General features: G+C 59.8%; 22 protein-coding genes and 1 pseudogene. 17 read left to right on the top strand and 6 right to left on the bottom strand.

Annotated elements, in window-relative coordinates:
- Positions 1-253: 253 nt before the first annotated feature.
- The 3 genes from panC (at position 254) to RRF64_RS10380 (ending at position 2,228) form a co-directional block, all read left to right on the top strand.
- Positions 254-1,102, top strand: coding sequence for a pantoate--beta-alanine ligase (gene panC, locus RRF64_RS10390; RefSeq protein ID WP_323845819.1), 849 nt, complete (start codon positions 254-256; stop codon positions 1,100-1,102).
- Positions 1,103-1,113: 11 nt separating this feature from the next.
- Positions 1,114-1,500: an aspartate 1-decarboxylase gene (gene panD, locus RRF64_RS10385; RefSeq protein WP_323845818.1), complete on the top strand. Its 387-nt coding sequence runs from the start codon at positions 1,114-1,116 to the stop codon at positions 1,498-1,500.
- Positions 1,501-1,592: 92 nt separating this feature from the next.
- Positions 1,593-2,228 carry a LysE family translocator gene (locus RRF64_RS10380; RefSeq protein ID WP_323845817.1) on the top strand — a complete coding sequence of 212 codons (636 nt, stop codon included), beginning with the start codon at positions 1,593-1,595 and terminating at the stop codon, positions 2,226-2,228.
- Between the two features lie 59 nt (positions 2,229-2,287).
- Here the strand turns inward: RRF64_RS10380 and RRF64_RS10375 are convergent, their stop codons facing one another.
- Entirely contained in the window at positions 2,288-2,641 is a 354-nt protein-coding gene (locus RRF64_RS10375; RefSeq protein WP_323845816.1) for a cupin domain-containing protein, read from the bottom strand.
- 248 nt (positions 2,642-2,889) lie between these two features.
- Between RRF64_RS10375 and acs the strand changes: the two genes are divergently transcribed.
- The 3 genes from acs (at position 2,890) to RRF64_RS10360 (ending at position 5,537) form a co-directional block, all read left to right on the top strand.
- The gene (acs, locus tag RRF64_RS10370) at positions 2,890-4,827 is read left to right on the top strand and encodes an acetate--CoA ligase (protein ID WP_323845815.1); all 1,938 of its coding nucleotides are present in this window, start codon (positions 2,890-2,892) and stop codon (positions 4,825-4,827) included.
- A 102-nt stretch (positions 4,828-4,929) separates the two neighbouring features.
- Positions 4,930-5,154, top strand: coding sequence for a DUF433 domain-containing protein (locus tag RRF64_RS10365; RefSeq protein ID WP_323845814.1), 225 nt, complete (start codon positions 4,930-4,932; stop codon positions 5,152-5,154).
- Positions 5,151-5,537, top strand: coding sequence for a DUF5615 family PIN-like protein (locus RRF64_RS10360; protein ID WP_323845813.1), 387 nt, complete (start codon positions 5,151-5,153; stop codon positions 5,535-5,537). The genes RRF64_RS10365 and RRF64_RS10360 overlap by 4 nt, the downstream gene beginning before the upstream one ends.
- A gap of 77 nt (positions 5,538-5,614) precedes the next feature.
- On the opposite strand, the gene RRF64_RS10355 is transcribed toward RRF64_RS10360, so the two are convergent.
- From RRF64_RS10355 to RRF64_RS10340, 4 genes are all read right to left on the bottom strand, one after another.
- Positions 5,615-5,986: a hypothetical protein gene (locus tag RRF64_RS10355; RefSeq protein WP_323845812.1), complete on the bottom strand. Its 372-nt coding sequence runs from the start codon at positions 5,984-5,986 to the stop codon at positions 5,615-5,617.
- Between the two features lie 120 nt (positions 5,987-6,106).
- Entirely contained in the window at positions 6,107-6,595 is a 489-nt protein-coding gene (locus tag RRF64_RS10350; RefSeq protein ID WP_323845811.1) for a hypothetical protein, read from the bottom strand.
- Between the two features lie 187 nt (positions 6,596-6,782).
- A complete protein-coding gene (locus RRF64_RS10345; protein ID WP_323845810.1) occupies positions 6,783-7,481 on the bottom strand; it encodes a hypothetical protein in 699 nt (232 codons plus the stop codon).
- A gap of 475 nt (positions 7,482-7,956) precedes the next feature.
- Positions 7,957-8,217: a Rossmann-fold NAD(P)-binding domain-containing protein gene (locus RRF64_RS10340; RefSeq protein WP_323845809.1), complete on the bottom strand. Its 261-nt coding sequence runs from the start codon at positions 8,215-8,217 to the stop codon at positions 7,957-7,959.
- A gap of 215 nt (positions 8,218-8,432) precedes the next feature.
- Between RRF64_RS10340 and RRF64_RS10335 the strand changes: the two genes are divergently transcribed.
- From RRF64_RS10335 to RRF64_RS10285, 11 genes and pseudogenes are all read left to right on the top strand, one after another.
- A complete protein-coding gene (locus tag RRF64_RS10335; RefSeq protein WP_323845808.1) occupies positions 8,433-8,804 on the top strand; it encodes a GFA family protein in 372 nt (123 codons plus the stop codon).
- A 39-nt stretch (positions 8,805-8,843) separates the two neighbouring features.
- Positions 8,844-9,287, top strand: a complete 444-nt coding sequence (locus RRF64_RS10330; protein ID WP_323845807.1) for a hypothetical protein — start codon at positions 8,844-8,846, stop codon at positions 9,285-9,287.
- Positions 9,284-9,790, top strand: coding sequence for a DNA-deoxyinosine glycosylase (locus RRF64_RS10325; RefSeq protein WP_323845806.1), 507 nt, complete (start codon positions 9,284-9,286; stop codon positions 9,788-9,790). Before RRF64_RS10330 ends, RRF64_RS10325 begins: the two co-directional genes overlap by 4 nt.
- 63 nt (positions 9,791-9,853) lie before the next feature.
- A complete protein-coding gene (locus tag RRF64_RS10320; protein WP_323845805.1) occupies positions 9,854-10,837 on the top strand; it encodes a TIGR00341 family protein in 984 nt (327 codons plus the stop codon).
- Between the two features lie 125 nt (positions 10,838-10,962).
- On the top strand, positions 10,963-12,993 hold the full coding sequence (locus tag RRF64_RS10315; protein ID WP_323845804.1) for a TonB-dependent receptor: 2,031 nt from the start codon (positions 10,963-10,965) through the stop codon (positions 12,991-12,993).
- A gap of 21 nt (positions 12,994-13,014) precedes the next feature.
- Positions 13,015-13,392, top strand: a complete 378-nt coding sequence (locus RRF64_RS10310) for a VOC family protein (protein WP_323845803.1) — start codon at positions 13,015-13,017, stop codon at positions 13,390-13,392.
- Between the two features lie 51 nt (positions 13,393-13,443).
- Positions 13,444-13,827: a DUF6632 domain-containing protein gene (locus RRF64_RS10305; RefSeq protein ID WP_323845802.1), complete on the top strand. Its 384-nt coding sequence runs from the start codon at positions 13,444-13,446 to the stop codon at positions 13,825-13,827.
- A gap of 173 nt (positions 13,828-14,000) precedes the next feature.
- Positions 14,001-16,199 (top strand): annotated as a pseudogene (katG, locus tag RRF64_RS10300) (catalase/peroxidase HPI).
- Positions 16,200-16,337: 138 nt separating this feature from the next.
- Positions 16,338-17,336 carry a serine/threonine protein kinase gene (locus tag RRF64_RS10295; RefSeq protein ID WP_323845801.1) on the top strand — a complete coding sequence of 333 codons (999 nt, stop codon included), beginning with the start codon at positions 16,338-16,340 and terminating at the stop codon, positions 17,334-17,336.
- A 191-nt stretch (positions 17,337-17,527) separates the two neighbouring features.
- Positions 17,528-18,349, top strand: a complete 822-nt coding sequence (cysE, locus tag RRF64_RS10290) for a serine O-acetyltransferase (RefSeq protein ID WP_323845800.1) — start codon at positions 17,528-17,530, stop codon at positions 18,347-18,349.
- 107 nt (positions 18,350-18,456) lie between these two features.
- Entirely contained in the window at positions 18,457-19,257 is an 801-nt protein-coding gene (locus RRF64_RS10285; RefSeq protein WP_323845799.1) for a GNAT family N-acetyltransferase, read from the top strand.
- 6 nt (positions 19,258-19,263) lie between these two features.
- Here the strand turns inward: RRF64_RS10285 and epmA are convergent, their stop codons facing one another.
- Positions 19,264-20,217 (bottom strand): EF-P lysine aminoacylase EpmA, encoded by a 954-nt coding sequence (gene epmA, locus RRF64_RS10280; protein ID WP_323845798.1) that lies wholly within the window; start codon positions 20,215-20,217, stop codon positions 19,264-19,266.
- Positions 20,218-20,264: the final 47 nt, after the last annotated feature.

The raw sequence follows: 20,264 nt of genomic DNA, 5'->3' as shown, positions 1-20,264 counted from the left end.
GAGCCAGTTTGCCCGGCGCGGACTGAATCTTTCCTGAACCGAGCGAAATAATTCTGTCCCCTTTGGCGAAGCGGCACTCGAGGGGGAGAAAACCGAATGATGATTCTGCTTTCGGCCACTTATCCGCAGATCGCGGCCATATTGCGGTTTTTCGGTCGAAGTTGCCCGCAATTGGCTATTCCGGCGATATTGAGGGGCGCCGGCACAGCGAGTATGATGCCGCGCTGATTAACTCAATGCGGTAGTGATCGCGATGCAAGTCTTCCACCACGTGGCCAGCCTGCGCGAAGCGCTGGCGAAGGCCCGCAGCGACGGCAAGACCGTCGGCTTCGTGCCCACCATGGGCAACCTGCACGACGCCCATATCGAGCTGGTCAAAACGGCGCAACAGCACTGCGACCTGGTGGTCGTGTCGATCTTCGTCAACCGCCTGCAGTTCGGCCTGAACGAGGACTGGGACAAGTATCCGCGCACGATGGAGCGGGATATGGCGCGCCTCCGTGAGGCGGACTGCGACTTCCTGTTCCACCCGGACGAGAGCGAGATCTACCCGAACGGCATGGACCAGCAGACCCGGGTGGTCTGCCCGGCGATGACCGACGTGCTCTGCGGCGCCAGCCGCCCGGGCCACTTCGAGGGTGTGACCACCGTGGTGGCGAAGCTGTTCAACATAGTGCAGCCGCACAAGGCCGTTTTCGGCATCAAGGATTTCCAGCAGCTGGCAGTGATCCGCCGCATGGTCGAGGACCTGTGTATCCCGGTGGAGATAGTCGCGGCCCCGGTGCACCGCGAGGCCGACGGCCTGGCGATGAGTTCGCGCAACGGCTATATCACCCCGCAGGAGCGCCCGAAAGTGGCGGTGCTGAACCAGCAGCTGAACTGGGTGAAAGATGAGATAGCGGGCGGCCGCCGCGATTTCGCCACACTCGAAGGCGAGGCGAAGAAGCGCATCGAGAAGGCCGGCTTCCGCGTCGACTATTTCTCGGTCTGCAACAGCAAGGACCTGCAGCCGGCGGCCGATGACGACCGCGAGATCACGATACTCGGCGCCATGTACACCAGCGCCGCGCGCCTGATCGACAACGTATCCCTGGAGCTGTGAGGAGGGGAACCATGCAAATCGAGATGCTGAAGTGCAAGCTGCATATGGCCGCGGTGACCCAGGCGGAGCTCTGGTACGACGGCTCCTGCGCGATCGACCAGGATCTGGTGGAATTGGCGGGACTGCGCGAGTTTGAGAAGATCGATATCTACAACGTCAGCAACGGCGAGCGCTTCCACACCTATGTGATCCTCGCCGAGCGCGGCTCCGGCATTATTTCGATGAACGGCGCCGCCGCGCGCCGCGTGCAGGTTGGTGACCGCATCATCATCGCGTCCTATGCGCAGATGACGGAAGCGGAGGCCGACAGTTTCAAGCCGAAGCTGGTCTACCTGAACGAAAAGAACCGCGTCGAGCGCAGCAGCAATACGATCCCGGTGCAGCTGGCCGAAGCCTGAGGTTAGAAAAAGGCCCTGTAGGAACGGCGGGGCGAATGGCCGCCCCGTCGCTCCTACAGAGAATCTATTTTCCACTGCAAGGAGACAATCCCGTGTTCGGAATCGAGAATCTGTGGCTGTTTGTCGCCTCGGGAATCCTGCTGAATATCCTGCCCGGACCGGACTCCCTCTATATCGTCGGCCGCAGCGCCAGCCAGGGTTTCAGGGCCGGCTCCGCTGCCGCCCTGGGTATCGGCGCAGGTACCATGGTGCATGTCGTCGCCGCTGCGCTGGGCCTGTCGGTTGTCCTGGCGACATCGGCCACCGCCTTCACGGTCATCAAGATTATCGGCTGTGCCTACCTGCTGTATATCGGCCTCACGATGATCTTCAGCAAATCCGCCGGTGTTTCCACCGGGCCAGCCAAAACGGCCCCGCTGCCATTGAGAAAAATCTTCTACCAGGGCTTTCTCACCAATGTGCTGAACCCGAAGGTCGCGCTGTTTTTTCTCGCCTTCGTGCCGCAATTTATCGCCGCGGACAGCGACAGCAAGGCGCTGGCGTTTATCCTGCTGGGACTGATCTTCAACTTCAACGGCATGATCTGGTGCCACCTGCTGGCCTGGACTTCCGCGTCGGTGAGCAGCAGGCTGTCGGCCAGCGAGCGGGTGAAAAAATGGCTGAACCGTGCAGCCGGCACCCTGTTCGGGATCTTCGGTATCAAGCTCGCGCTGAGCAGCCAGGCTTAACGGGCCTGCCGCTCCGGCCGCTCCATGTATTCGCGGCGCCACCGGCCCTGCAGGGGAGATTATTCCTCGTAGATGGCGTAAAACTTCTTCACGCTGCCCACCGTCTCCCAGCTGCCCTCGAATCCCGCGGGAATACAGAAGGCATCCCCGGCCATCACCCTCTCGCTGTGGCCGTCCGCGTCGGTGATCACCGCCTCGCCGTCGATGATGTAGCAGAACTCGTCCTCGCTGTAGCTCAGCCGCCACTTGCCCGCATCGGACGACCAGACACCGCAGAAGAAGTTTTCTTTCGCATTGGTGAAGAAGTGCTCGGTCATCTGCTGTGGTCTGCCCGCCAGCAGCTTCTCCTCGGCCACCGGGCCGCTCTCCTGTGCGCCCTGTCCCGCGACGATGCGCAATAATTTCTTCGACATAACCTTGCCTCCGGGAAATGTGATCACATTTGTTCATTCTGCCATCCTCGGTTTCGAATGGCACGCCAAATTAGTCCGCCTGGAGGTGGATGCCGACGGATGTCGGGCTATTATGGCGGGCAAGGATGGACGGCAGTGCCATTTGACAGCGTTGTCACAAAATGTCCGGCAATGTTATAACTGGCCCACCGCCGCCGCGATTAGCAGAGCCGAAGTCCGGCCAGATAATACTAATAAGGGAGAAAACGATGTCAGAAGTGCACACTCGCCCCGTGCCCGCAGACTTTGCCGCCGACGCGCATATCCGCGCGGACGACTACCAGAAGATGTACCGCCAGTCGGTGGAGGACCCCGATGCCTTCTGGGCGCAGCAGGCCAAGGATTTCCTGCAGTGGCAGAAGCCGTTTACCCGGGTCGTTGACGAGGACTTGACGCGCGGTCACGCCGCCTGGTTCGCGGACGGCCAGCTGAATGTGACCGTCAACTGTATCGACCGCCACCTGCCGGCGCGCGCCGACCAGACTGCGCTGATCTGGGAGGGTGACGACCCGGCCGACAGCAAAGTCATCACCTATCGCGAACTGCACGAACAGGTCGGCCGTCTCGCCAACCTGCTGAAGGCCCGCGGCGTGCGCAAGGGCGATCGCGTCTGTATCTATATGCCGATGATCCCCGAGGCCGCCTACGCGATGCTCGCCTGCGCGCGCATCGGCGCCGTGCACTCGGTGGTATTCGGCGGCTTCTCCCCCGACTCGCTGAAAGACCGCATCCTCGACTCAGACTGCCGCCTGGTGATCACCGCCGACGAAGGCGTGCGCGGCGGCAAGAAGGTCCCGCTGAAAGCGAATGTCGACCAGGCGCTGGCCAATTGCCCGGATGTGCACACCGCGATCGTGGTGAAGCGCACCGGCGCCAATATCGACTGGAACAGCAAGCGCGATATCTGGTACGCCGAATCCGTTGCGGAGATGGAAGCGGACTGCGCGCCGGAGCCGGTGAACGCCGAGGACCCGCTGTTTATCCTCTATACGTCCGGCTCCACCGGCAAGCCGAAAGGTGTCATGCACACGACCGCCGGCTATCTGCTGATGGCGACCATGACCTTCAAGTATGTGTTCGATTACAGGGAGGGCGATGTCTTCTGGTGTACCGCCGATGTCGGCTGGATCACCGGCCACAGCTATATCGTCTACGGCCCGCTCTGTGCCGGCGCCGTCAGCCTCATTTTTGAAGGTGTGCCGACCTACCCGGATGCGTCCCGTTTCTGGCAGGTGGTCGACAAGCACAAGGTCAATACCTTCTACACGGCGCCGACCGCGATCCGCGCTTTGATGGGCGCCGGCGACGAATTCGTGAGCAACACCAATCGCAGCTCGCTGAAACTGCTCGGGACCGTCGGCGAGCCGATCAACCCGGAGGCCTGGGAGTGGTACTACAAGGTGGTCGGCGAAGAGCGCTGCCCGATCGTCGACACCTGGTGGCAGACCGAAACCGGTGCCCACCTGATCACACCGCTGCCCGGCGCTACGCCAATGAAGCCCGGCTCTGCGACCAAGCCATTCTTCGGCGTGCAGCCGGCGCTGCTGGACGAGAAGGGTCGAGAGATCGACGGCGAGGGCGAGGGTGCGCTGGTGATGAAGTCCAGCTGGCCGTCGATGATCCGCAGCGTGTACGGCGATCACCAGCGCATGATCGACACCTACTTCTCCAGCTTCCCCGGTTACTACTTCACCGGCGACGGCGCGCGTCGCGATGCGGACGGCGATTACTGGATCACCGGCCGTATCGACGACGTGCTGAATGTGTCCGGCCACCGCCTCGGCACCGCCGAAATCGAGAGCGCGATAGTGCTGCATGAGGACACCGCCGAAGCGGCCGTGGTCGGCTACCCGCACGACATCAAGGGGCAGGGCATCTATGCCTACGTGACGCTGAAGGCCGGCCACGAACCGAGCGAGGAATTGCGCAAGGCGCTGATCGATCTGTGCGTGAAGGAGATAGGCCCGATTGCGAAACCGGATATCATCCAGTGGGCCCCGGGCCTGCCGAAAACCCGCTCCGGCAAGATCATGCGCCGCATACTGCGCAAGATCGCCTGCAACGAACTCGAGAACCTGGGGGATACGTCGACACTGGCGGATCCATCCGTCGTCGACGAGCTGATCGAGCACCGCGCCAATCGCTGATCCCGTTTGAGCTTGAGAGGCCGGGGCCCACCCCGGCCTTGTGCATTGCCCGGGATGGGGAAGATCGCTACAGCTGGAAGACAGACTATCGAGGCTGCAGACATGTCCACCCTGAGCGAACGTATCACCATCAACCCCCAGCAGTGTGGCGGGCGTCCGTGCATCCGCGGAATGCGCATCCGTGTCTCCGATGTGCTGGATCTGCTGGCAAGCGGGCTCAGCGCTGAGCAGGTACTGGCGGAAATGCCCGACCTGGAACCGGAAGACATCTCCGCCGCACTGCAGTTCGCCGCCCGCCGCGTTGATCATCCGATTCTGGCTGCGTGACTATCTGGATTGAGGCTCAACTCTCCCCGGCGCTGGCGCCTTGGATTGCCGGGGAGTTCGGCACCGAGTGCTACTCGGTGCAACGGCTGGGTTATCGAGATGCTGCGGACAGTGAAATCTTTTTTGCCGCACGACAGGCCGGAGCAGTGGTCATGACCAAGGACAAAGATTTCACCTATCTGCTCGGCGAGCACGATCCCCCACCGCAGGTGTTGAGGGTCACCATAGGCTATACCTCGAATGCTCATATGTGGTCTGTATTGAAAAAGGTCCTGCCCGGGGCGGTTGCTCTATTTGAAAAATGGGAGCCATTGGTGGAGATTGGGTGTCAGTCGCTGATTCTTGATTGCAAGCAAGCCGGGCAGTGCCCGGCATGCTTATGAATGAAGTGAATTTCTCTTCTTTTCTCATCCATGGCATCCGTTATGGCGGATGCCATGGCTCTACTCTCCCTTATTTTTTAAGGAAATGGGGGTATGATCATTTCTTCGCAAGCTGGATTTATTCTGGCAAAGTAAGTCGAAGTTGACAGGGCGGAGCATTGTGAAGATGTGCAAGCCCTTACTTTTGCATTTCCGTCGGCACCGTAAACAAACGCGGTAGTCGAATAATTGTCACCTGATACAGACCAGCCATAAACATACGTCGATCCAATCGGCTGAGATTTCCAGATTTCAAAGTTGGCAATAGGTGCATTGCTGCCGCCTTCTTCCCAAAATATGGTGTGAGCCGTATAGTTGAGAACGCAACCCGTTTCAACGCCGGCAACATTTTTTGGTGCTTTCAGAACAACTGGTGGCGCTACGAAATAATTGGCAGCTGACTGGGCCATGGTTGCTAGGGCGACAACGTTTTCGTTGTTGGAGTTTCCAAAATTCTGAATATCTTCAGAATACCTTAAGGCGGCGGGGCAGCCAGTTATCGTGCAAATTACGTTATTTGTAAAAGCTGTTCAGATTTCAATCGTTCCGCCAATTTCTGGAGGTAGCACTATTTTTTCTCGCCAGCCATGGCTATCATCATAAAGGCCAGGATGTTGTGTAGTTGGCGGGCTTTGCTCAATATGGTGTGCCGCGCCAAGTAAGTGACCAAATTCATGGGCGCTTAAGGTGGGAGTGTCGGCACATCTGGTTTCAACTAGCGCAACATAGTCTATGTCCTTGCGGCGAAGATCTAGGCCATTTGTTGGAACAAATGTTGTTAATCCGTCGTCTCTCAGCCAGTTGTCCGATGTGGCAACTCCACATGCTCCATATACAAATGAGTCATAGACTATGATTATATCTGCTTGATGCTGAGACCGTAGGTTTGTATTGCCTATAGCAGTTTTTGCGTTTTGTAAATGTCCTAATGTCGTTGTTCCAGAGAAATCTGTTCCTAGTGGTACCGGAACGCCTCCGTTAATTAGGGTTATTGTTACGCCACCTGATTTCGCAATCATCCCAGAATTTTCCCAGGCTTTTTTCAAGTTTGTAAGAGAGGTTTGTGCCGCAGCTCGGTCATTTGAGGAGCTGGCGCCTGTTGTTTATACCCCAAAAACTCGAATTGTATTGTCAATGGCAAAAGTAAAGTTGCTTGCTAGGAAAACGCACAGAAAAAGAGCGTATTTTTTCATTTTTACTGCCCTCTTATTTCAGGGTCGTCGTAGATTTCTGTTTTTTTTCTAGATGTTCTTTGTATTTTTTCTTTCTCTCTTTAATGTCTGACATTCCCTGATAGATCAGTTTATCCTGGTCAAGCTCCATAAGTATGTGGAGGTTTGGGTTATTGTCTAATGGAAATATCTCATATTTATTTTTTGATCCAAGTGGTGAAATCTTCCCGTTTATCGTATATGCACGATTCCCGCCAGGGGATTTATCCATTCTTATTGGATCTTGACTTTTGTGGTCGTTTTTGTTCGAAATTTCGACGTCCTGAATTAGCAGTCTATGCAATGAAAGTGTCCTTACTAGTTCCTGCTTTTCTTTGTCATCTTCAATTGCGGATAAATTTGCATTTTCAGGAAGAATGGTTCCCACCCAGAACTGATTGGCATCTGCAATATTGTCAATAGAATCTCTATTAAATCGTAATTTCTCACCATTTGGCATTCGAACAATAAATTCTTTGTCATTTTTCAGTAGTAAGTCGAAATTCACTTTGACGACTTCATATTTTTTTGCAAAATACGTGTGTTCATAAAGCTGAGAATAATTTTCCGCCTCATCATTTTTGGATAGATTCTGGTTAATGACTATAAATAGGTTTTTATTCTCAGCATGTGAGGTGATTCCATACATCCATGCTATAAAAAAAAGGACGAAAAAAGATAGATTCCTTATCATTTTAGTTTCCCTTCGGAGGTTGGGGGCCGGGAGTTTGGATTCTTACTTCATAAGATCGGCAATGGCAACACTTGTAATGAATGCTGTGCCAGTATTTATTTGCCGGACACTATTGCTCCAAGGTTATTTGCTCATGAGTTATTAATGTAAATGTCAGTTACATCGAACCAAATAATTGCTTCTGCGCTAGAGGCTCGCCTCGAGTCAAACATTCTTAATGGATTAAGGCAGTCGTACTAAGGTAGTAAGCCCCTTGTCAGTGTTACTCGCTTAGGGCACTGAGCGAGTCGGGGGCTTACATTTGATATCGCTATTGATTGAATTTAGTAAATACCGCGCTTAAGCCATCTCGTTGTCTCAGTAGGAGATATCCTCCGCATACAAGCCTCATTCTATAGATCGTGTTTCGAATACGTGGAAGCAAAGCGAACTCATCACTCCCAAAAGGTGTCAGCAACGCCGTGCACTGGTCAGCTTAGGGCAAGCACTTCAAACGCTTCAGCGTTTTCTCAACCGCCGCATCCAGCGGAGTCAACGGCTCCCACCCGAGCGCCGATACCAGCTTCGCATTGTCCATCCGCACCCCCGGCTGCTGCCACAAGTAGCGCATCTCCAGCAGCTCGCGCAGAGTTTCCAGAAACGGCGCCAGCAGCCTGATCAGCCTCAAGGGAAAGGCCGCGATCTTCGGTGCTTTGCCGCTATGGCGGGCGACGACGCGGCGGATGGCATACGCCATCTGCGTGCCGTCCGCATTCCAGTGGCCAGCCATACACAACGAACTGGACACCCTTGGCGATGGCGGATCCGTCGGTAGTCGACGAGCTGATCGAGCACCGGGTCAATCGATGACATAGTTGGTGGTACAAAGAGCCGGGCATTGCCCGGCTTTTTGTTTTTCGGCACAGTAGCGCGAGCGGCGCACTCGCCGTTCGGCATGCGAGGAAACAGGCCATGATAGATGTCACGCACAAAGGCGGCTGCCACTGTGGTGCCGTGCGCTTTGAGGCCGGCGGAACGCCGAAGTTCGTCGCGCGCTGTCATTGCGACAGCTGCCGGCGGACCACCGGCGGAGCCTTCTCGACCTGGGTCGGTTTCAAAGACGAGCAGGTCACATGGATTTCACCGCCGGCGGTTTATCCGAGTTCCGAGGGTGTGAAACGGGGTTTCTGCAGCAACTGCGGCACGCCGCTTTCCTATCAGAGTGCCCAGTGGCCCGGCGAAACGCACTTCCTGATCGGTGTATTCGACGATCCACGGCAGTATGTGCCAGCCGGAGACGCTTTCGCAGATGAAGCGCTGGCTTGGTGCCTGCACCGGGACTGACAGGCGATGGGTATCACCGGAAAGGCGGCGAACATTGAGATGGATGAAGTAAATGGGGAGCAAGCGGTGACTGAACGGCAGTACCTGTGTGAACATTACAGATTCAACGCGGAGCAGCGGCTGAAGGGCTTCAATTTTTTTGTCGTGCTGTCGATGTTCGCAGAGGGGGGCATCTTCACTGCGGTCGAAAAGGGCTTTCACCCACTGAGCCTTGCGCTGCTCGGTGGCTTTGTCGTAATACTGTCGGCGGTATTCTGGCTAGTGGATGCGCGCAGCCGCCAGCTGTTGAGCCTCGCGGTGCCCGGCCTGAAACAGCTGGAACAGGAATTGCCGGAAAAGAGCCGGATATTTTCCCGGGACAGCGCGCAGAAAGGCGCCGTCGTTCGCTATACGTTTGCGATCCGCGCGCTGCTGATCGGGCAGTTTATCTTCGGCGCCGGTGTGGCCTGCTATGGCCTCTATCACTGGATCCTGTCGCTGTGACTACAGTGCACAGTTTCGAGCCGATAGCCGCAGCCGATGCGACGTGCCTGATTCTCGGCTCAATGCCGAGTGTCGCCTCGCTGCGAGCGCAGCAGTATTACGCACACCCGCGCAATGCTTTTTGGAAGATCATCGAAGCGGTGCTGGAGCTGGACACCAGCCTCAGTTACCGGCAGCGCTGTGCCGCTCTGACAACAAATCGAATAGCACTCTGGGACGTGCTGAAGACCTGCACCCGCGCCGGTAGTATGGACTCGGAAATCGTCGCGTCGTCGATAGTGCCGAACGATTTTGCCGGCTTCCTGAAACTGCATCCGCAGATAACGCAGCTGTATTTCAATGGCGCCAAGGCGGAGCAGATGTATCAGAGATACGTGCTGCCGGACCTGCCCGCACCCCTTGCCGATATCCCCACCCAGCGGCTGCCGTCGACCAGCCCGGCTCACGCGGCCATGACGTACGCCGATAAGCTCGCTCGCTGGCGGGTAATCGGCGGCGTCTAGATTGCGCCCGCACTAAACTCTCTGGACAATCTCTGGCGGTGGCAGCTGCGGGCGGGCGCGCGCATGAAACTGATTGAAATCACGGCTCCGGCGGAATGTGTCGATTGTATATCCGCCATCGCCGAGGAGCGTGAGGCGCAGGACTTCCGCCTGGGCCCGGCGGACCAGTCCGGGCTGCACACCATGCGCATGCTCGCCAGCGACGATCGCGTACAGCCGATTCTGGATGCGCTGCAGACGACGCTCGCCGCACAGGCCGCGGCGCGGGTGCTGGTCATCGCCGTGGAGGTGTCGCTGCCCCAGGCGACCGATGAAGAGCGCAAGAAGGAGGATACCGCGCTGGCCGCGCGCGAGGCGCTCTACGACACGGCAGAAAAGAGCGCACGACTGGACCTGAATTACGTCATTCTGGTGCTGTTGTCGACGCTGGTGGCCGCTATCGGCCTGATGGAGAACAATGTCGCCGTCGTCATCGGCGCGATGGTCATTGCGCCGCTGCTGGGTCCGAATATGGCGTTCGGTATGGGCACGGCGCTCGGCGATACGGCGCTGATGAAACAGGCTTCCAAATCCCTCGCCGCCGGTATTGCCATAGCCATTGCGATGTCCGCCCTCATTGGCATTTTCTGGCCGATCGAGAAGCTGAATCCGGAGCTGTTGAGCCGTACCGAGGTCAACCTCGCCGCGGTGGCACTGGCGCTGGCGTCCGGCGCCGCCGCGGCCCTGTCGCTGACGACCGGACTCTCCAGTGTGCTGGTGGGCGTGATGGTCGCCGTGGCACTGCTGCCGCCGGCGGCCACCGTTGGCTTGATGCTCGGCCACGGTCGCTGGGAGCTGGCGGCGGGCGCGGCACTGCTGCTGGCGGTCAATATCGTCTGCGTGAACCTGTCGTGCAAACTGGTATTTCTGCTCAAGGGCATAGCGCCGCGGACCTGGTGGCAGAAAAAAACGGCACGCCGCGCCATGCGCAATTACATCGGTATCTGGGCCGTAACGCTGGTATTGCTGGTGCTGGCGATCCTGGTGCGCAACCGGTTGGGGCTTTGAAGCGGGCACTGCGCACTTCCATGCACTATAAGTTTTGATTCGGTAAAGAGCGGGTGACGGAACGCCGCGGTGGCTTATGTCTGGCGGCGGGAATGCCGAAAACCCGGAAAAATCGAGGAATAATCATGGAGTTGATGATCTCGCTGCTGCTCGCCGTCGCGACCGGCAATGCACAATCCGAGCGGCCCGCCGAAGCCCTGGAGGAGGTTTCGGTAGTCGGCCGCCGCATGAACCTGACCGGCGAGGCTATCTCCGCGTCCGAGGGCGAGGTGGGCCCCGTCGAGATAGGCACATGGCCACTGCTGCGCACCGGCGACCTGATGGAGCTCGTGCCCGGCATGGTGGCCACTCAGCATTCCGGCAGCGGCAAGGCGAACCAGTATTTCCTGCGCGGTTTCAATCTGGACCACGGCACCGACTTCGCGACCTTTGTCGACGGCATGCCGGTTAATCTGCGCACCCACGGGCACGGCCAGGGTTACACCGATCTCAATTTCCTGATTCCGGAAACCGTTGCTAGGTTGCGCTACCGCAAGGGACCCTATTATGCCGACATTGGAGATTTCTCCTCCGCCGGTGCAGCGCACTTCAGCATCGCCGATCAACTGCACCGGGGCATGGCGGAGGCCAGTGTCGGCGAGTTTGGCTGGCGCCGTGGCTTGATCGCCAACTCCAGCGCTTTCGCTTCCAGCCAGCTGCTCTACGCCGCCGAATGGCAGACCTACGCCGGCCCCTGGAGCGATATCGATGAGGATGTGGACAAACTGAACCTGCTCGCGCGCGTCAGCGGCGACCTCGGCAGTGGTCGCGGCCACATGACCTTGATGAGTTACGACAATCAGTGGAACTCGCCGGATCAGATTCCCGCGCGCGCAGTGGCGCAGAATATCATCGACGCCTACGGCTCCCTCGACCAGACCCTCGGTGGCGAGACCACAAGACGCAGCCTGTCCGCGGGCTGGGCGGCACCGCTGGCGGGCGGCGAGCTCAGCGCCAGTGCCTATGCAATCGACTACGAATTCTCCCTGTGGTCGAACTTCACTTATCTGCTCGACGACGCCGATAGCGGCGATCAGTTCAAACAGTTTGACGATCGCAACGTCTACGGCTTCGAACTGGCGCAGCAATGGGGCCGCGAAAAATCCGCTTGGGAGCTGGGGCTGCAGGGCCGGCGCGACGATATAGACAGCGTCGGGCTCTACCGCACCAGTGCGCGCGAATATGTCTCCACCGTGCGCGAGGATGCGGTCCTGGAAGACAGCCTCGGCCTCTACGCCGCGCACCAGTACCAGCTGAGCGAGTCAGTGCGCAGTTACCTGGGCGTGCGCTACGACCACTTTGAGTTCGACGTGGACGCGTCTCGGCCTCAGAACAGCGGCGCCGAGTCCGATGGCGCTACTTCGGTGAAGGCGGGTCTGGCCTGGCAGCCGCTGCCGGTCGCCGAGTTCTATGCCAGCTATGGCCAGGGACTGCACTCCAACGATGCCCGCGGCACTGTGACTGAAGTCGACCCTAACAGCGGCGACGCGGTGTATCCGGTGGATCCTCTGGTGGCCTCCACCGGCTGCGAGCTGGGCGCGCGGGTATTCGTTACCGACCGGCTACACAGCACCCTGGCGCTGTGGAATCTGCAGCTGGATTCGGAGCTGCTGTTTGTCGGCGACGCCGGCAACACCGAGGCCAGCCGCCCGAGCGAGCGGCACGGCTTGGAACTCGGGATCTACTGGTTTGTTTCCGATTATCTGAATACCGAACTGGAACTGGCCTATACCGATGCGGTCTTCGCCGACAATGATCCGGCGGGCGATGACATTCCCGGCGCCATTCCATTTATCGCCAGCGCAGCGGTCGACTACAGCGGCGACAACGGCTGGTTTGCCGCGCTGCACCTGCGCCACTTCGGACCCTACCCGCTGATCGAGGACGGCAGCGTCGAATCCGAAGGTTCGTCCCTGGTGAACCTGCGTGTCGGCTTCGAAACCGCAGACTGGCGCATCCATCTGGATTTGCTGAATGCGCTGGATTCCGACGATCACGATGTGGATTACTTTTACGCGTCGCGCCTGCCGGGCGAGGCAAGAGAGGGCGTCGAGGATATTCACTATCATGTGTTCGAACCGCGCGCGCTGCGCGCGTCGGTACGCTACAGATTCTGATCAATAGGGAGCAATACCGGGATGCTGGATCATATCGGTCTGCACGTGCACAGCTATGAGCGCAGCAAGGAGTTCTACCGACTGGCGCTGGCGCCGCTCGGCTACGAGTTGATTCTCGAGTACGACGAGTGGGCCGGGTTCGGCTGGGCCGACAAGCCGGACCTGTGGATCAAGGGCGGCAAGAGCACGGCACCGAATCTGCATATTGCTTTCCGTGCAGAGGACAGAAACACGGTGCGGGAATTCTACAGAGTGGCAATCGATGCCGGCGGCAAGGACAACGGCGCGCCGGGCGTGCGCGAGCAGTACCATCCGGATTACTACGCAGCCTATGTGCTGGATCCTGACGGGCACAACATCGAAGTTGTCTGCCATATCCCCGGAGATCTCGAGGAGTGACCTCATTGAGAACCGCAGGCCGGCGCGCGCAGCAAACCGAGAGCGAGCGACATGGATGAATCGAGCAGGAACAGGTACCTGAAAATTGCGCTGGTGGTTTTCGGGTTGATATTTATTTTTGGTATCTACCCGATGATGATGTGGGTCTGGCCTTCCGGCTGGGGCTGGACGCCGCGACAGCCGGAATACGAGCAGATGATCATGGGCATCTATGCGACCCTGGGGGTGTTCCTGATCCGGGCGGCCAGGAATCCCGCGGCCAACGCCAGCCTGATCTGGTTCACCATCTGGTCGAGCATCGTGCACGGCGGCATTATGTTCGCACAGGCGCTGGCCGATGAGACGGAGCGCGCCAATCTGCTCGGCGACGTACCGGCACTGTTCCTGATCGCGGCTGTGCTCTGGTTTCTTATGCCTAAAAGAGCTGGCACTTAATTTTTCCAGCTGCGGAGCTTGTAGAAAACTATCTGCGTCATTTATTTTTTTATGATTGATGCCGAACATAGAGTGATTTTATAAGGGCGGTAACCACGTCTAATTTCTCGCACATTGCGCATCCCTATAGGCTTTGACCGCTCAATAGAAAAAGCCATAAGGAACGCAATCCAATGCTCAAGAAAATCCTACCGTTGGCAGTGGCGCTGGCTGCCGCCATCTCTGCTGGCGCCAGCGCCAGTGATGCGCCCATGTCAAACCAGGACTGGTGGCCCATTCAGATCAGTCTGCAGCCGCTGCGCCCGCACGCGGAAAAATCCAACCCGCTCGGCGAGGATGTCGATTACGCAGAGGCCTTCAACAGCCTCGATCTCGATGCGGTTAAAAAGGATATCGAGAAAGTACTGACCACCTCGCAGGACTGGTGGCCGGCGGACTACGGGCACTATGGTCCCTTCTTTATCCGCATGGCCTGACACAGTGCCGGCACCTACCGTGTCTACGACGGCCGCGGCGGGGCCGGCGGCGGCCAGCAGCGCTTCGAACCGCTGAACAGCTGGCCGGACAACGTCAGCCTGGACAAGGCGCGCCGCCTGCTGTGGCCGGTGAAGCAGAAATACGGCAACAATATCTCCTGGGCGGACCTGATGGCGCTGGCCGGCAACGTCGCGCTGGAATCCATGGGTTTCAAGACTTTCGGCTTTGCCTGCGGCCGCGAAGACGAGTGGGAAGCGGACGTTGTTTACTGGGGCTCTGAGCGCGCGTGGCTGGGTAACGACAAGCGTTACGACGGCAAGAAACTGGAAAAATCGCTGGCCGCAGACCACATGGGTTTGATCTACGCAATCCGGAAGGTCCCAACGGCAACCCGGATCCGCAGCTGGCCGCGGAGCGCATTCGCGATACCTTCGGCCGCATGGCGATGAGCGACGAGGAAACCGTGGCGCTGATCGCCGGTGGGCACACCTTCGGCAAAGCCCATGGTGCCCACAAGCCGGAAGAGTGCCTGGGCGCAGCACCGGGTGGTGCGGCGCTGGAAGAGCAGGGCTTCGGCTGGAAGAACAAGTGCGGCAAGGGTAACGCCGAAGACACCATCACCAGTGGGCTGGAAGGCGCCCGGTCTGTGAATCCGATCGCCTGGAGCTCCCAGTTCCTGGACAACCTGTTCGGTTTCGAGTGGGTGAAGACCAGGAGCCCGGCGGGCGCTACCCAGTGGCAGCCGAAGAATGCGGATCAGGCGAAGTTCGTGCCGGACGCGCACATTCCGAACAAGCGCCACGCGCCGATGATGTTTACCACCGACCTGTCGCTGCGCTTCGACCCGGCATACGCCAGGATTGCCGAGCGCTTCCACAAGAACCCGGAGGAGTTCCAGCTGGCCTTCTCCAAGGCGTGGTTCAAACTGACCCACCGCGACCTGGGTCCGCGCGCCCGCTACCTGGGTGACGAGGTGCCGGAGGAGGTGCTGATCTGGCAGGACGCGATCCCTGAGGTCGACTACAAGCTGATCGACGACAGGGGCATCAGGGTCCTGAAAGCCAAGGTGCTGAGCAGCGACCTGACGGTACCGCAGCCGGTGCGCACTGCCTGGGCTTCCGCCGCCAGCTTCCGCGGCAACGATATGCGCGGTGGCGCCAATGGTGCACGGATCCGTCTGGCGCCGCAGAAAGACTGGGCGGTAAACAATCCGCAGGAACTGGATCGAGTTCTGGATCGTCTGGAGAAAATCCAGCAAGACTTCAACCGCAAGGCGTCCGGCGGCAAGCGGGTTTCTGATCGTTCTGGGTGGTGCGGCTGCCATCGAGCAGGCGGCGAATAAGGCTGGTTACGACATCACAGTGCCATTCAAGCCGGGCCGTAACGACGCCGCGCAGGAGCAGACCGACGTACAGTCCTTCGCGTTCCTGGAGCGCAAGGCCGACGGCTTCCGCAACTACTATGCCGGCGAAGCGCACTTGGCGCCGGTGGACATGCTGATCGACAGCGCCAACCTGCTGACCCTGAGCGTGCCGGAAATGACCGTGCTGATAGGCGGACTGCGTGCATTGGGTGCCAACCACGGCGACGCCAGGCACGGAATGTTCACCGACAAGCCGGGCACCCTGAGCAACGACTTCTTCGTCAACCTGCTGGATATGTCCACCCAGTGGTCCGGGTCGGCAGAGGAGAACGGACTCTACGAGGGTCGCGATCGCCAGAGCGGCAAGCTGAAGTGGACCGCCACTCCGGTGGACCGGATCTTCGGCTCCAACTCCGAGCTGCGCGCGGTGGCGGAAGTCTATGCGATGAACGGCAACCGGGAGATGTTCGTCGACGACTTCGTCGACGCCTGGACCAAGGTCATGACACTGGACCGATTTGATCTGAAATAGACAGAGCGTTACTGACACCGCAACCCCGCAGCGGTACTTGAAAGCGGCGGCGCGATTGGCGCCACCGTTTTTATGTGTTTGTCCCCGCTAGCTGCCCCGCGTTAGCATAGCCGTCCTGTGCAATCCCCCGGACTCGTTATGCCCCAGAGCCACCACCACTCTCACCATCCCTATGAAGCCCTTACGCCGGATGTGGTTATCGACTGCGTCGAGAGCGCCGGGCTGATCTCCGATGCGCGCATCTTTCCGCTGAACAGCTACGAGAACCGCGTCTACCAGGTGGGCGTCGAGGGCGGCGAGCCGCTGATCGCGAAGTTCTACCGCCCCGGCCGCTGGAGCGACGAGCAGATCCTGGAAGAGCACCAGTTCACGCTGGAGCTGGCCGCGGCGGAAATTCCGGTTGTCGCACCTTTGCAATTCGACGGTCGCACGTTGATGGAAGCCAAGGGCTTCCGCTTCGCGCTCTTCCCGCGCCGCGGCGGCCGCCAGCTGGAACTCGACAATTTCGAGCACCTGGAGCGGGTGGGCACCATGCTCGGCCGCATCCACGCGATCGGCAACGCCAAGCCGTTTGTGCACCGCCCGGCACTGACGCTGCAGCACTTCGCGATCGACAGCCGCGAATTCATCCTCGCCGGCGACTTTTTGCCGCGGGAGAACCGCGTCGCCTACGAGTCGGTGACCGGCCATATCATCGAGCGGATAGCGCCACTGTTCGAACGCGACTGGCACACGCTGCGTCTGCACGGGGACTGCCACAGCGGCAACTTCCTGTGGCGCGACGACACCCCGTGGTTTGTCGACCTGGACGACTGCCTGACCGGGCCGGCGATCCAGGATATCTGGATGCTGATCTCGGGTAACCGCGCCGAACAGACCGCCTACCTGGATGCGGTGATCGAGGGTTACGAGACCTTTGCCGAGTTCGATCCGCAGCAGGTGCAGCTGATCGAGCCGCTGCGCTGCCTGCGCCAGATGCACCACGCCGCCTGGCTGGCGCGCCGGTGGCAGGATCCGGCCTTCCCGCAGGCTTTCCCCTGGTTCAATACCCCGCGCTACTGGGCCGAGCATATACTGGCACTGCGCGAACAGCAGTCGGCGCTGCAGGAGCCGCCGCTGACGCTGGGGGCTGTATAAAGCCATCAATGTAAGGGCGCTAAACTTTTCAGCTGGCGAGATGCGAGGTCATGGCGCCGGTGGCCATCCGGCAGAGACGCCTGTAGCTGGTAAAGAGTACCGATGAGGTTTTTTGCCATATGGCCACCGGTGGCAGGGCCGATTCGAAGCCACAAAATTGGAAGTGGTCTTAAGTGACGGAGTTGGTGAATATGGAAGCGATTCGAACAGAGAGCAAAACGGACGAGCTCTGGCAACAGATCCGCACCGATGTGGCCCAGCAGGTGGAGCGCGAGCCGATACTGGCGAGCTTTCTGCACGCCACCATTCTGAACCACAACACGCTGGAATCCGCGCTCAGCTTTCACCTGGCAAACAAGCTCGACAACGCGGTGGCGCCGGCGCTGCTGATCCGCGAAGTGATCGACGAGGCGCTGGAGGCGGATCCGTCGGTTGGCCGCGCGGCCCGCGCGGACCTGAGCGCGGTCTACCAGCGCGACTCCGCGTGCAACTCCCTCTACGAACCCTTCTTGTACTTCAAGGGTTTCCACGCACTGCAGGCCTACCGCGTGGCCCACTGGCTGTGGCAGCAGCAGCGCCGCTCGCTGGCGCTGTTTTTACAACACCGCATCTCCGTCGTGTTCAGCGTGGATATTCACCCGGCCGCGCGGCTAGGAGAGGGCATACTGCTCGACCACGCCACCGGCATCGTGATTGGCGAAACCGCGGTCGTGGAAGACAATGTATCGATCATGCAGTCGGTGACACTCGGCGGCACCGGCAAGGAGAGTGGCGACCGCCACCCGAAAGTGCGCCATGGCGTACTGATCGGCGCCGGCAGCAAGGTGCTCGGCAATATCGAGATAGGCCAGTGCGCGCAGATCGCCTCCGGCAGCGTGGTGCTCAAGTCAGTACCCGCACACAAGCTGGTCGCCGGCGTGCCGGCGCGCGTAATCTGCGCGGCCAGCTGCGCCGAGCCGGCGCTGTCGATGGACCATTGCGCCCTTACCCAGGTCGACCGGCAACTGCGCTGACCTCCCGTAATATTGCGCCAGCTTTTGCCGCACCAGCGCGGTGCGGCCGCCGGGATGCGGCCATACTGCGAGCAAGAAGAAGGATAAACGGAGCTATCCTTGTAGGCATGAAATACAGTCTCAGCGCCAAAAACCTCGTGTGCCGGAATCTTGAGTCCCGCGCTAGTTACTGCGCCGGGCTGCTGAATCCGGATCACACGAAAGAAATAACCGGCGTCGTGCGCAGCGACAGCGGCCTGCTGTCGCACACCTTCAACCAGGCGGTAACCAATACGGTGATGCCGACGCGCATACTGCAGCGCTTCGTCGTCGACTACTTTGCCGAGCGCCACTGCCCTTTCACGCTGTGGCACTGTGCGAGCAAATCTCTCGACGACGCCGAGCTGGCGGAAGTCGGTCTGCAGCGCCGGGAATCGCTGGTGGCCATGGCGGTGGAGGTGCAGCGGCTGGCCGCGGAGGAGGAGTTGCCGGAATCATTGCGGGGCAAGCTGGAATTTGCCCCGGTCGCCGCTGATGACCTGGTTACTTACGGCGCTATCCAGGCCTCGCTGTTCAATGGCACCCGCGAGGGACCGCAAATAAAGAAGTTCTACCACCTGTTGCAGGAGGTGCCGGCGCAGAAGCGCAGCCGGCTGAAGCTTTTCCTCGGCAGGCTGGACGGCGAGGCGGTGGCGGCCGGCTGCCTGTTCGCGTCCGCCGACGCGCTCGGCTTCTACGACCTGGTCACGCTGGAGGAGTACCGCGGCCGCGGTATCGGCCGCGCATTCTTCTCGTATCTGGTGGAGCAGGCGCTCAGCAGCCACCACAAACACGCGGTGGCCCTGGCACCGCCAAAGCGACAGGAGTTATTGCTGGAAGCCGGATTCTTTGCCGTCGGCGAGGTGATCCACTACCAGTTCGAACCCTGAGGTCGATCAGGCGCGTTCGATCGGGAAGGCGATCACTTCGTCGATGGAGGCATAGCCGCCCGCCAGCATCAACAGCCGATCTATCCCCAGCGCCACCCCGGCGCACTCGGGCATGCCCGCCTCCAGCGCCGCCACCAGCCGCTCTTCGAACGGATAGACGTGCAACTTGTGCATGCCGCGGTAGCGGTGGTCCGCCTGGAAGCGGTGCAGCTGCTCTGCGGCGTCGGTCAGTTCCCAGTAACCGTTGGCCAGTTCCATCCCGCCGACATAGGCCTCGAAGCGCCGCGCCACCGGGGTGCCGGTTTCGTCCTCGAGCACCTTGGCCAGCGCCGCCTGGCTCGCCGGGAAGTCGTACAGCAGGGTGATGCCGTCGCCCATCGCCGGCTCCAGGCGGTGGCTCATCAGCAGATCCAGGCATTCATCGCGGCTGGCGGGAATAAAGGAGAGTTCCACTTCACGCGCGGCACAAACGTGCAGTTCCTGTTCCGAGGCCGCGTGCGGGTCCAGCTGCAACTCGCGCAGGAACAGCTCGCGATAGCTCAGCGACTGCACCTGGGCAACGTTAAGCACCCGGCTCAACAGCTCGCCGACCTCGCTCATCAGGCGCCGGTCGTCCCAGCCGCAGCGGTACCACTCCAGCATGGTGAACTCTGGGTTGTGCCGGCCGCCGGCCTCGCCCTCGCGGAATGCCTTGCCGAGGTAGTAGCAGTCACCGATCCCCGCGGCCAGCAGGCGCTTCAGGCCGAACTCGGGGCTCGTCGCCAGGTAGGCGGGGTCCCCGTTGCACAGTGCGGTGATGGAGTCGATATGCGGATCGCTGGTGGCGCGACGGGACAGCACCGGCACCTCCACTTCGAGTACCGCGCGCTCGGCAAAGAAGCGGCGGATATCCGCCAACAGCGCGCCGCGGCGGCGCAGCGCTTCGATCGAGGAAGTGGGTTGCCAGGGAGTTTCTGTCATTTATCGGAGGACTCATGTAGGAGCGGCGGGGCGGCCATCCGCCGGTG

Source organism: Microbulbifer magnicolonia (assembly GCF_035117725.1).
Classification (GTDB): domain Bacteria; phylum Pseudomonadota; class Gammaproteobacteria; order Pseudomonadales; family Cellvibrionaceae; genus Microbulbifer; species Microbulbifer magnicolonia.
Note: the sequence above shows the minus strand (reverse complement) of the source record. Positions and strands in the feature narration are given on the sequence as shown.